General features: G+C 62.0%; 8 protein-coding genes. 3 read left to right on the forward strand and 5 right to left on the reverse strand.

The genetic code is table 11. The features are described from left to right. Positions 1-69: 69 nt before the first annotated feature. Entirely contained in the window at positions 70-741 is a 672-nt protein-coding gene (locus tag JFT85_RS03585) for a GNAT family N-acetyltransferase (RefSeq protein WP_053256310.1), read from the reverse strand. A gap of 56 nt (positions 742-797) precedes the next feature. Next, entirely contained in the window at positions 798-1682 is an 885-nt protein-coding gene (locus JFT85_RS03590) for a LysR family transcriptional regulator (RefSeq protein WP_201229225.1), read from the reverse strand. A gap of 113 nt (positions 1683-1795) precedes the next feature. Here JFT85_RS03590 and JFT85_RS03595 point away from each other — a divergent pair, with 113 nt between their 5' ends. From JFT85_RS03595 to JFT85_RS03605, 3 genes are all read left to right on the forward strand, one after another. Beyond that, entirely contained in the window at positions 1796-3010 is a 1215-nt protein-coding gene (locus JFT85_RS03595; RefSeq protein WP_201229227.1) for an MFS transporter, read from the forward strand. 81 nt (positions 3011-3091) lie between these two features. After that, positions 3092-3943 (forward strand): CAP domain-containing protein, encoded by an 852-nt coding sequence (locus tag JFT85_RS03600; RefSeq protein WP_053256313.1) that lies wholly within the window; start codon positions 3092-3094, stop codon positions 3941-3943. Between the two features lie 175 nt (positions 3944-4118). Continuing rightward, the gene (locus tag JFT85_RS03605; RefSeq protein WP_201229229.1) at positions 4119-6305 is read left to right on the forward strand and encodes a response regulator; all 2187 of its coding nucleotides are present in this window, start codon (positions 4119-4121) and stop codon (positions 6303-6305) included. Between the two features lie 16 nt (positions 6306-6321). Here JFT85_RS03605 and JFT85_RS03610 read toward each other — a convergent pair whose 3' ends face one another. The 3 genes from JFT85_RS03610 to treS are packed head-to-tail and all read right to left on the reverse strand — an operon-like array spanning position 6322 to position 13120. Then, positions 6322-7488 carry a GGDEF domain-containing protein gene (locus JFT85_RS03610; RefSeq protein WP_073638438.1) on the reverse strand — a complete coding sequence of 389 codons (1167 nt, stop codon included), beginning with the start codon at positions 7486-7488 and terminating at the stop codon, positions 6322-6324. 50 nt (positions 7489-7538) lie between these two features. Then, positions 7539-9776, reverse strand: coding sequence for a 1,4-alpha-glucan branching protein GlgB (glgB, locus tag JFT85_RS03615; RefSeq protein ID WP_201229231.1), 2238 nt, complete (start codon positions 9774-9776; stop codon positions 7539-7541). After that, positions 9773-13120: a maltose alpha-D-glucosyltransferase gene (gene treS, locus JFT85_RS03620; RefSeq protein ID WP_201229233.1), complete on the reverse strand. Its 3348-nt coding sequence runs from the start codon at positions 13118-13120 to the stop codon at positions 9773-9775. The genes glgB and treS overlap by 4 nt, the downstream gene beginning before the upstream one ends. Positions 13121-13205: the final 85 nt, after the last annotated feature.

Genomic DNA, 13205 nt, shown 5'->3' on the forward strand with positions numbered 1-13205 from the left:
ACGGGCGCGTGACCACGCCCGGCGATCTGACGCAGCAATAAAAAAACCTCCCTTGGGAGGTTTTTTGCTTCAGGCCTGGTGTTCACTTACAAACCGCTGAACCTTGCGTGTCAGCTGATCAAGATGCCGATCGCGCTGCTTCTCGGCGTCGACCATGGCACGCTTGCCGTGCTTTTGCAGCAGGTAGGTATGAATCTGCCGCACCTCCAGCGAGCTGTATATCGCTGCCACGTCCAGCACCGCCATCAAGCCATCCGTGCCGTAATCGCGTGTGTTCATCAACACCTGAGTGCCCCGCGCGCCGCGTACCTGAAAGCCCATGGCGGCGAAGGCCGGCACCTTTTCCACGGCACACGCCAACTCGGCATGGGGATAGCGTGCCAATACCTCGCGCATCATCGCGCGCGCCACCCCCTGACGCCGGAAACCTGCCTGCACGGCCATGAAGGCAATACCGCAGGCCTGCGGATCATCCTTCACGGGCAGGTACAGGCAAAAGCCGATCAGCTGCTCCTCCTCCATCGCCACAACTAACTCAACCGCAACCCCTTTGGACCCATCCAGTGCCTCCAGGTACAGGTGCACCTCAAAACCAATGGCGTATTGATAGATGTTGTAGAGCAAGTTACTCGGTGCCAGCGCAACGCTGCTGATGTCGGTGAGGTTGTCCACCACCATCTGCAGGATCTGGCTGTTGATCGACTCGGGGCACGGCGCGGTATAGCGGGTAAGGCTGAACATGCAAATTCCTGGGGGTTCGCGTCAAGGCAGCCGCGATTGTACCTGCTGCGGCCGGTTCAGTGCCCGCACACCTCACGCAAACAACCACGCAGCCAGCGATGGGCGAGGTCGCCATCCAGGCGTGGATGCCAGAGCATGGACAGGGTAAATGTCGATAGTGCCAGCGGCAACGCGAAGCTATACAGACCCGCGCGCTGATTGGCGGTGTAGCGCTCGGGCACGCTGGCGATCAGGTCGGTGTCGCGTGCAAGGGCGATGGCCGTGGCAAACCCGGCGACGATGGTGCTGATGTGGCGCTTGAGGCCTTGGGCGTCGAGCGCGTCGTCGACCTCGCCACGGTCCAACCCGCGCCGTGACATGTAGACATGCTGGCCCTCGGCAAAACGCTCGGCGCTGAACGCGCCATGGCTCAGCGGATGACCGCTGCGCACTACGCCGACCAGGCGATCGCGAAACAACGCCTGGGTCAGCACCTCGGGGCTGGCCGTGGCGTCGACCACGCCGATGGCCAGGTCTACGCTGGCATCGCGCAGCAAGGCATTGTCCTTGTCCGTCTTGTTGACGAAGCGCAGCCGCACGCCGGGCGCCTCCTGGGCGATGCGCGCCAGCAACGCCGGGCCAAGATTTTCGACAAATTCTTCGCTGGAGCGCAGCGTGAAGGTGCGCACCACCTGGCGCATGTCCAGGGATTGCGCGGGCCGCAGCACCGCCTGGGCGTCTTGAACCAAGCGGCTGACCTGTTCACGCAGCGCCAGCGCACGCGGGGTCGGCACGAGACCACGCCCGGCACGCACCAACAACGGGTCGCCGGTGGTTTCACGCAGCCGTGCCAGCGCACGGCTCATGGCCGACGGGCTCAAGCGCAGGCGCTTGGCGGCCAGCGCGACGCTGCCTTCGGTGAGCAACACATCCAGGGTAATCAGCAAGTTCAGGTCGGGCATTGGCGCTCCTTATCAGGCGTTGGCTGCAGGTATTAGCTGCAACCCATGCGTCTTCCGCCATGTTAGGCGACGACGTAGATTTGTGACAGCAGCGTTCACTCAAGGAATCCTCCATGCACACCTCTTCTCGCGGCGCTCTTGTCTGCCTGTCCCTGTCCATGTTGCTGGCCTCGCTGGGGACCAGCATCGCCAACGTCGGCTTACCGGCGCTGGCGCACGTCTTCAATGCATCCTTCCACGCGGTGCAGTGGGTGGTGCTCGCGTACCTGTTCGCAATCACCGCAGTTATCGTCAACGCCGGCCGCCTGGGGGATCGGCTCGGCCGCCGTCGGTTGTTGCTCAGCGGTTTGCTGCTGTTTGCCGCTGCGTGCGCGCTGTGCGCTGTCGCACCGTCATTGCCATGGCTGATTGGCGCACGCGTCCTGCAAGGCTTGGGTGCAGCGGTGATGATGGCGATGACACTGGCGATGGTCGGCGAAACCGTCTCCCGAGAGCGCACCGGCCGCGTGATGGGCTGGCTGGGCACGATGTCGGCCGTCGGCACCGCCATGGGTCCCAGCGTCGGCGGGATGCTGCTCAGCCTGTGGGGCTGGCGTGCGCTGTTTCTGGTGGGGGCGCCGTTGGGCATGTTGGCCGCGGCCCTCGCCTTTCTTTATTTGCCGGCTGATCGGCAGGCCCCAGCGGCCACCTCGGGCGATGGGTTCTGGCGGCCATTGAAGGACCCGGCGTTGCGCGCAGGGTTGGCAATGAGTGCGTTGGTGTCGGCGGTGATCATGAGCACCTTCGTGGTCGGGCCGTTCTATCTATCCCGTGGTTTGGGGCTGGATGCTGCCTGGATGGGCCTGGCAATGGCCGTCGGGCCTTGTGTGTCGGCGCTCAATGGCCTACCGGCAGGCCAGCTTACCGACCGGCTGGGCAGCCAGCGCATGACCCGCGCGGGCTTGGGCGTCATGGGGCTCGGCGCGCTGTTGCTGGCAGTGGCTTCGGGCTTGATCGCCTACCTTGGCTCACTGATTCTACTGACCCTGGGCTACAGCCTGTTCCAGGCCGCGAACAACACCGCGGTGATGAGTGATGTCGAGCCCGCACGCCGTGGCACGGTCTCCGGCCTGTTGAACCTGTCACGCAACCTCGGGCTGATTTTCGGTGCCTGGGCGCTGGGCGCAGTCTTTGCCTGGGCCAGCCCCGACGTGCCCCATGCGACCGCGCAAACCGTGGCTAATGGCCTGCACGTAACCTTCGGCGTGGCACTCGCGCTGATCGTCACTGCGAGCACCTTTGCCTGGCGCCGCAATAGCGCCGAGAACTGCCCGCAGAACGTCCGTTGAGGCAAAAAAACAAAAAAGGCGTTGCGCCAGACCGGGTTACATCGCGCATCATGGGCACTTTCAAGCTCAAGGGTAACGTCCATGCGCGTGCTGTCATTGATGATGGGTCTTACGACGCTGGCCGCCAGTCTGGCGTTCTGCGCCAGCGCGATGGCGAATGAAGAAAGTCAGTTAGTGCAACAGATCAACGAATACCGCAGCCAGGTACAGCGCTGTGGTAACCAGGGCTCCCAAGAGCTGCCACCGTTGGCCAGCGACACGCGGCTGGTGCTGCCGGCGACCAATGTCGGCGACTTGCAGCAGGCGCTGGCGCGGGCCGCGTACCCGATGGTGAATGTGCAAGCCATCAGCCTCTCAGGCCCCAAAAACGCCGACGCGGCCATGAAAGCGGTGCGCGAAAGTTTCTGTCGCGTGGTGCTCGACCCGCAATTTGTCGATATCGGCGTGAGTAACAGCGGCCAGGATTGGCGCATCGTGCTGGCCCGCCCGCTGTTGTCCAGCGGACTCGGGGATTGGCAGACCGAAGGCAAGCAAATCCTCAACCTGGTCAACGCCGCCCGGGAACAACCACGCCAGTGCGGCACCCAGGCATTTACCGCGACCACACCGCTGTCATGGAACGACGCGCTGGCCAATGCCGCCAACAGCCACACACGCAATATGGCCAACGGCAATTTCTTCGACCACTTGGACCATGACGGCCGCACACCCGGCGACCGTGCGGAACTGTCCGGTTATATCGCGAAGAACATCGGCGAAAACATTGCCGCCGGCCTCGATACCCCACGCAAGGTCGTGGACGGCTGGCTGGCCAGCCCGGGCCATTGCGCCAACCTGATGAACCCGCAATTTCGCGAGTTGGGGGCAGCCTATGCCATGGATCCGAAGAGTGACGCGGGGATTTATTGGACCGCAGTGTTCGGCACGCAATAGCCTGCTGGGGGCGCCTCTGCGCCGGGTAGGTCGATCGGTTCAATGGGGTGGAACATCAAATTGCCATCCCCGCGCTGATTCCGCTGAACTGGCCGCAGGGATTCCGGTCTGTAGCTGGATGCGCTGATATAATCAGCGCTCCCCCTGAAGACCGTGGCAATAAGGTATCCACCCAATGATGAATTGGCTGCAAGGCAGCAGCGAGATGGCTGAGCGCGTCCGTCAGCATGATTGGGCCAGTACGCCGCTCGGCGAGCTGGAGCAATGGCCCGACGTACTCAAAACCACGGTTGCGCTGTGTTTTGCCTCAAGCTTCCCCCAGTCCATCATCTGGGGCCCCCACCTGATCACGCTCTACAACGATGCGTTTATTCCTATTCTTGGCGATAAACCTGATTCGCTTGGGCGGGCGTTCAGCGAAATCTGGCGTGAGGCGTGGGATGACATCGGCCCTATCGCCAACGCCGCCTTTGAGGGGCACCCGACCTACATCGAAAACTACCCGTTGGTGGTTGAGCGTGGCAATGGCCCGGAGCAAGCGTACTTCACGTTTTGCTACAGCCCTGTGCGTGACCCGCAAGGCCGGGTCGTGGGCATGCTCGACACCGTCACCGAAACCACCGCGACCGTATTCCTCTCTCGCCGCCTGGCCGTATTGGATGCAATTGGCAGCGCCGTGACCCACTGCAGCGATGCCGAAGCCATCATGACCACCACCACGCGTCTGTTGGCCGAACACCTGCAGGTGTCGATTTGCGCCTATGCCGATATGGAGGCCGATGAAGACGGCTTCACCATTCGCGACAATTGGTCGGCGCCGGGCTCGCCCAGTATCGTCGGCCGTTACAGCCTGGCAGCGTTCGGCGAGCTGGCCGTAAGCCGCCTGCGCGCAGGTGAGCCGTTTGTGATTGGCGACAACCGCCTGGAAATGCCCGCCGAGGTGTCCGCTGTCTTTCAGGCACTGGGCGTCACGGCGACTGCGTGCTTCCCGCTGATCAAGAACGGCCGCCTGACCGCGCTGATGGCCGTGCACCACAAATTCGCACGCGTGTGGTCGCCGTATGACCTGGCACTGGTGGGTGAAGTCACCGAGCGCTCCTGGGCCCATATCGAACGGGTGCGCGCCGACGCCGCCGTACGCGAGGGCCTGGCCGCCATTACCGAACTGAACGCCACCCTGGAGCAACGCGTTGAAGAACGCACCAGCGCCTTGACCCAGGCCGAAGCCGCGTTGCACCAGTCCCAGAAGCTCGAAGCCATCGGCCAGCTGACCGGCGGTGTGGCCCACGATTTCAACAACCTGCTGACGATCATTCGCTCTTCGGTGGACTTCCTGCGCCAGCCGGGGTTGTCCGAAGAACGCCGCCAACGCTACATGGGCGCCGTGTCAGACACCGTCGAACGCGCCAGCAAGCTCACCAGCCAACTGCTCGCCTTCGCCCGCCGGCAACCGCTCAACCCGGAAGTCTTTGACGTTGGCCAGCGGGTCAAGAACATCGGTGAGATGCTCGAAAGCGTGACCGGTGCGCGCATTCAGGTGCAGGTCCAATTGCCGGAACAGGCTTGCTATGTGTGCGTCGACTCCAGCCAATTTGAAACCGCACTGATCAATATCGCGCTCAATGCCCGCGATGCCATGGAGGGTCAAGGCACCCTGACCCTGCGCGTGGCGAGTGTGGCGGCGCTACCGCGCATCCGTGGCGATGCACACGCACACCAGCCGTTTGTAAGCATTGCGCTGGCCGACACCGGCAGCGGCATTGAAGCCGACGCCGTCGAGCGTATTTTCGAACCATTCTTTACCACCAAGGCCGTGGGTAAAGGCACTGGCCTGGGGCTGTCACAGGTGTTCGGGTTTGCCAAGCAGTCCGGAGGCAACGTCGATGTCACCAGCACCCTCGGCCAGGGCAGCGTGTTCACCCTGTATTTGCCCGAGGCGCAGCCTGTGGCCGGGCAGCTCGGCCCAGCCGAGGAAGCCCCCAGCCCGGCGTTTGACACCACACTGCGGCATATCCTGATCGTGGAAGACAACCTCGAAGTGGGCCGTTTTGCCAACCAGATCCTGCAGGACCTGGGTTACCAGACCACGTGGGCAACCGACGCCGAACAGGCACTGGCGCTGGCCGGTCCGGACGTGAGCGGGTTCGACGCGATTTTTTCGGACGTGGTAATGCCCGGCATGACCGGCGTGGCAATGACCAGGCTGCTGCGCCAACGGCGCCCCAACCTGCCGGTGGTACTGACCTCGGGCTACAGCGAAGAGCTGGCCGACAGCGCCTACGAGGGCATCGAGTTCCTGGCAAAGCCCTACTCGGCCGACCAGGTGGCGCGCGTACTGGCCAGGTCGATGCGGCGAGACTGAACCCTACTCAGCCCGCCTACTCCGCCACCACGACCTGATTGCGGCCCATGGCTTTGGCGCGATACAGCGCTTTGTCGGCGCTGTTCATCAGGCTGTGCAGGTCCTGATCGGGGCTGCGGGTGGTGGCCACCCCCAGGCTCGCGGTCAGCCCCTGTACCGGCTCGGAGGCCAGGCCGGCAATCGCGGTGATCAATTGTTCGGCAATGCCCTGTGCAGTCTCCAGTGTCGTATTGGGCAACAACACGGCAAATTCCTCGCCGCCAAGCCGACCATACACGTCGGCCTGGCGAAACGACGCGCTGATCACCCCGCCAACCTGGCGCAAAACCTGGTCGCCGGCCTGGTGGCCGTAGGTATCGTTGATGGCCTTGAAGTGGTCCATGTCCAGCATCAGCGCGCTCAGCGGCTGTCGGTGTTGGCGACACTGCGCATACAACAGGTGGGCATGTTCAAAAAACGCGCGACGATTCATCAACCCGGTGAGCTCGTCAGTCTGAGCGGCGCGTGTGGAAATGGTGTGGGCGCGCTCCATTTGCCGGGTCAGGCGAAACGCTTTTTCGAGGGCATCCGACAGTTTGCGCGTGGCGCTGACCACGAAAGTCGAGAACACCAGCACTGCAATCGCCACGCCCACTTGCATGGGCGAGGGCTGAAACAGTAACCACAGCGTGCTCGGCAATAACACCAGAGACATGGAGCCCAACGTCATATAACGGTAGGCCGAATAACAGGAGACCGCGCTGACCGACATACCCACGGCAAATAGAATCACCAACACTTGGGACACACGGTCGTCCGGCGGCATGACAGCCAATGCGCCAATGCCCCAGGTCGCGGCGGAGAGCATCAACGTCACCCAGTAGCGGCGCTCCCAACGCGCCGGCGTACGCAGACTGTTCGCGCAACGAAACCAGTCCATGAACATCTTCAGCCGTAGCAGTGACGTCACCCCCAGCACCACCAGCCAGGTGCGCATGACCGTGTGATCAAACCGGTCCCAGCACAGCCAGCAGAGCATGCCGGCGCCCAGGTAACTGCCGAAAATGGCAGCGAACGACTGGCGAAACAGCTGGTGCAAACGGTCAGTTCGCACCTGCTCTTCGATAAAACAATCCTGGTCCTGCCCAAGCCCAAGGCCATTCATGAAATACGCCTGCTTCAACTGCCGCAACAAAGGTGCCATTGTGGCACCCTGCCAGTACCCCGGACAATAGAATCCGGTTGCTAGAGCCTTTAAAGCGCTTCCGGGCGCAAAATCAGCACACCCAATGGCGGCAAATTCAGCGACAGCGATACCGGCTGCCCATGCTGCGGTTCATCCTGGGTAAACACCTCTCCCCCATTGCCGTAATTGGAGCCGGCGTACGTGTCGGCATCGCTGTTGATCACCTCGCTCCAGCGCCCGGCAAACGGCACCCCTACCGAATACGCCTCACGCGGCACCGGGGTGAAGTTGGCGACCACCAGCACCGGTTTGCCGTCCTTGCTCCACCGCAACCAGGCATAAACGCTGTTGATTGCGTCGTCGCCAATCAGCCATTGGAAACCTTGAGGCGCATCATCCTGTTCGTGCAGCGCGGGCTCTTCACGGTAGAGGCGGTTGAGGTCGCCCACCAGCTTTTGCACGCCCCGGTGCTCGGGGTACTGCAGCAGGTACCAGTCCAATTGCTGGTCGTGGTTCCACTCGCGCCATTGGCCGAATTCGCAGCCCATGAACAGCAGTTTTTTACCCGGGTGCATCCACATGAAGCTCAGGTAGGCGCGCAGGTTGGCAAACTTCTGCCAGCGATCACCGGGCATCTTGTCGATCAACGAGTGTTTGCCGTGCACCACTTCATCGTGAGAGATCGGCAGGATAAAACGCTCGGACCAGGCATAGACCAGGCCGAAGCTCAGCTCATTGTGATGATGGGCGCGGTACACCGGGTCTTGCTGGATGTAATGCAGCGAATCGTGCATCCAGCCCATGTTCCACTTGTAGTTGAAGCCCAACCCGCCTTGCTGGGTGCCCTGGCTGACACCGGGCCATGCCGTGGATTCTTCGGCAATCACCAACGCACCCGGCGCTTCGAGGGCGACCACATCGTTCAGATGACGCAGGAAGTCGATGGCTTCGAGGTTCTCACGACCGCCATAGCGATTGGGCACCCACTCGCCGGCTTTGCGCGAATAGTCGCGGTACAGCATCGACGCCACCGCATCCACACGCAAACCATCGATATGGAAGTGTTTAAGCCAATGCAACGCCGAGGCCAGCATGAACCCGTGAACTTCAGTGCGGCCGAGGTTGTAAATCAGCGTGTCCCAATCCTGGTGGAAGCCTTCCAGCGGGTTGGCGTATTCGTACAGCGCGGTGCCGTCGAACTGCGCCAGACCATGGGTATCGGTGGGGAAATGCGCCGGCACCCAGTCGAGGATCACGCCGATGTCGGCCTGGTGCAGGGCATTGACGAAAAACCCGAAGTCTTCCGGCGAACCGAAACGCGCAGTCGGTGCGAATTGCGACAACGCCTGGTAGCCCCAGGAGCCACCAAAGGGGTGCTCCATGATCGGCATCAGCTCGATATGGGTGAAACCCAATTGCTGTACATACGGAATCAAGCGTTCAGCGAGTTCGCGCCAGCCGTACTGACGGGACACTTCACCAGCCTCATCCAGCTCGCACTGCCAGGAGCCTACGTGCAACTCGTAGATCGACAACGGCGCAGTGGGCTTTTGCTTGTCGGCCCGCGCCTGCATCCACGCGTGGTCTTGCCAATCCACCTGCAACGGCGCGGCGACTTTCGAAGCGGTGTCCGGCGGCAGTTGAGTCGCCAGCGCCATCGGGTCGGCCTTCAGCGGCAAAATCCCGTTGGCGCCAAGGATTTCGTACTTGTAGGCCGCGCCTGGTTGCAGGCGCGGGATAAAGATTTCCCACACGCCGGAGGGGTGACGCAAGCGCATCGGGTGGCGACGACCATCCCAGATATTGAAATCGCCCACCACCGACACACGCCGGGCATTCGGCGCCCAGACGGCAAAGCGCACGCCCGGTATGCCATCGACACTGGTCACCTGAGCACCCAGGCAGCTGCTGAGGTCGCGGTGATTGCCTTCGGCAAACAGGTACAGGTCCATTTCACCCAGGAGCAACTGGTTGAAGCTGTAAGGGTCTTCGGTGATCTGTTCACCGCCGGCCCACTGGATTTTCAGCAGGTAGTCCTGGCGGGTGTTGAAGTGCCCGACAAACAAGCCCGGCACCTGGGTCGCATCCAGGCTGCCGATCGGCTCACCGCTGTCGCGTGCCAATACCTGGACGCTCAAGGCCTCCGGCAAAAAGGCGCGAATGAACTGGCCATTTTGCTCATCGTCGTGCGGGCCGAGAATCGAGAATGGATCGTGGTGCTCGGCGCGTACCAGGGCTTCAATGTCCTTGGGTGCCGGCATGGCAGTCAATTTCGGTTGCAGCGGTTCTCTATGTGTAAAACTCATGACGTCTCCCCACCGCGTGCAGTTTTCGATATAGGTGTAAGCCCGCTGAGCAGGCCGTGTAAACCTTGTAGCGGCACCGGCAACCAGGTCGGGCGGTTTTCCGCTTCGTAAGCCACTTCGTACGCGGCCTTCTCCAGGCTGAACAACGTCAGCGCGGCACTCTGGCCGTCGGCCTCCTGCCAGTCATGCGCCAGTGTAGACGTAGCCTGATGATAAGCCTGCGTAAAAGCCGCACGCGCTTCACTCAGGTATCGATCCGTCACACGCTTGCGGGCAGTGTCCGCCTCGGGCGAATGATCCACCCCTTGCACATTCAGGGCCATCGCCGCGGCGTAATCAAACGAGCGCAGCACGCCACTCACATCTTTGTAGGGGCTGTGCTTGCCACGTCGTTCATGCAACGGCCGCGCCGGTTCCCCTTCAAAGTCGATCAGGTAAGCATCGCCCTTGACCACCAGTACCTGGCCCAGGTGCAAGTCACCGTGGACACGAATCCGCAGCCCGCCGGCCGTGGCTTTCGCCAGGGCCTGCACGTGACTGCCAATGGCTTTTTTGTGTGCCAGCAACTCACTGACCAGCGCCTGATCGGCAGGGTTCAATTGGTTTTGATGAAGGTTGAGCAATTGCAGCGCACGCTCGATCTGTGCCCCGACATCCTTGGCCCAGGCTTGGGTATCCTTGGCCGTCGTGACTTCAGGCTTGAAGTCTGCATTGGCAGTTTTCGCTGCCAATACCGCGTGCATTTCACCCAGGCGCCGGCCGAGCAACGCGGCGAAGTCGGCCAGTTCACCCAACGCGTTGTAGTGCTGTTCCTGCTCGGAAATCGCCTCTGCGAGTTCGTCGCGAATCGCGCGTTCGAGGTTGTTCTGGGTCCAGCTCCAGGCGTCGCCCTGGTTGCTCAGATAGCCCTGGGCAATCATCAGCAGGTTGTCCTGCCCTGCGCTGTCGTGGCGAATCATCGAGCCCAACAGCGGCGAAATGTTCGGATACCCGGCTGCGGTCAGGTAAGCGCTCATTTCCAGTTCCGGATGCACCCCGGCGCTGACTTTACGGATCAGTTTGAGCACCAGACTCTCGCCGACCACCACCGAACTGTTGGACTGCTCGGCGGCCAGGTAGCGCACTTGCGACTCGTCGTTCAATGGCAGGTTGGCCAGGTGCGAAGTGGCCTCAAAGCGCAAATCGCCGTTGTCGGTCGTCAAGACCGTGCCCGCCTGCAGGGCCTTGATCACGGCGCGAATAAAGTGCTCAAGACTGAACGCATCGGTCACCAGGCCGACCTCGCGGGCGCGCCGTACACGGGCCAGGGCCAATTGCTGGGGCAACGCGCTGGTGAACTGGTCTTCACCCAGGAAGCCGAACGGCAGCTGATAGCGGCTGACCTGGCCGCCACTGCTCACCTCCAGCTCACTGAGCAGCACCGGATGCTGTGGATCGCCAAAGCGCACACCGTAGGCAATCCGCACGCTGTCGATGGCCGTGTCCTTGCCGGCGAACCAGCGCCGCTTAGGCAGCCAGGCCGGCAGCGAGGTATGCTCCAGCGTGGTGCGGCACGGTTCGTCGAGTAACTCTTCCATACGTTTTTTCAATACCAGGGTAGTGAAGTCAGGGATGCTCTGGGCAGGCTCGACGTGCCAACTCGGCATCTGGTTTTCCGCGGCGAGCACGAACCAGTAGAAGCCGTACGGCGCCAGGGTCAGCAGGAAATTCAGCTGGCCGATGGGCGGGAACGCGTTACCGCCGAGCATTTCCACCGGCACCATGCCCGCAAAGGCTGACAGGTCCAGCTCAGCCGCCTGGGCACTGCGCGACACGTTAGCCACACACAGGATGAGCTCGTTGCGCCCGTCTGACCCGGTGTATTCGCGGGTATACGCCAGAATGCGGCGGTTGCTCGGCGAGAGCATTTTCAAGCTGCCGCGGCCAAAGGCTTTGGACTGTTTGCGCACCGCCAACATGCGGCGCGTCCAGTTCAGCAGCGAATGCGGGTCCTGGGCCTGGGTTTCGACGTTTACCGACAGGTAGCCGTACTGCGGGTCCATGATCGGCGGCAGCACCAGGCTGGCCGGGTCGGCGCGGGAGAAACCGCCGTTACGGTCGATCGACCACTGCATCGGCGTGCGCACGCCATCACGGTCGCCCAGATAGATGTTGTCACCCATGCCGATTTCGTCGCCGTAATACAACGTCGGCGTGCCGGGCATCGACAACAACAGGCTGTTGAGCAGTTCAATGCGGCGGCGGTCGCGCTCCATCAGCGGCGCCAGGCGCCGGCGGATGCCGAGGTTGATGCGGGCGCGACGATCAGCGGCGTAGTAGTTCCACAGGTAGTCGCGCTCTTTGTCGGTGACCATTTCCAGGGTCAGCTCATCGTGGTTGCGCAGGAAAATCGCCCACTGGCAATTGGCGGGGATCTCCGGGGTCTGGCGCAGAATATCAGTGATGGGGAAGCGATCTTCCTGGGCCAGCGCCATGTACATGCGCGGCATCAACGGGAAGTGGAAAGCCATATGGCATTCGTCGCCGTCGTCGCCTTTTTTGTCACCAAAATACAACTGGGTGTCTTCCGGCCATTGGTTGGCTTCGGCGAGCAGCATGCGGTCGGGGTAATGGGCGTCGATCTCGGCGCGGATCTGCTTGAGGACGTCGTGGGTTTCCGGCAGGTTTTCGTTGTGGGTGCCATCGCGCTCGATCAGGTACGGAATCGCGTCCAGGCGCAGGCCGTCAATGCCCATGTCCAGCCAGTAACGCATCACCGACAATACCGCTTTCATCACTTGCGGGTTGTCGAAGTTGAGGTCCGGCTGGTGGGAATAGAAACGGTGCCAGAAGTACTGGCCGGCCACCGGGTCCCAGGTCCAGTTGGACTTTTCGGTGTCGAGGAAAATGATGCGCGTGCCGTCGTATTTCTGATCGTCGTCCGACCACACATAGAAGTCCCGCGCGGCCGAACCCGGCTTGGCCTTGCGCGCCCGCTGGAACCAGGGATGCTGGTCGGAAGTGTGGTTGATCACCAGTTCGGTGATCACCCGCAGCCCGCGTTTATGTGCCTCGCTGATAAAGCGCTTGGCGTCGGCCATGGTCCCGTAGTCGCTGTGCACACCACGGTACTCGGCGATGTCGTAGCCGTCGTCGCGGCGTGGCGAGGGGTAAAACGGCAACAGCCAGATGGTGTTCACGCCCAGGTCGGCGATGTAATCGAGCTTGGCAATCAGGCCGGGAAAGTCGCCGATGCCGTCGTTATTGGAGTCGAAATAGGATTTAACGTGTACCTGGTAGATCACCGCGTCCTTGTACCAGAGCGGGTCTTTGATAAAGGTGGCAGCCTTGGGTTTCTTCGCCATTGGAAACTCCTGAAATGCTTGAACATTGACCTGAAGGGGCGGGTTCGAGGCGGGCGCTGGCGGGCCTGCGATAGTCGCGTGTCAG

The organism is Pseudomonas sp. TH04 (genome assembly GCF_016651355.1).
In the GTDB taxonomy this organism is placed as follows: Bacteria; Pseudomonadota; Gammaproteobacteria; order Pseudomonadales; family Pseudomonadaceae; genus Aquipseudomonas; species Aquipseudomonas fluorescens.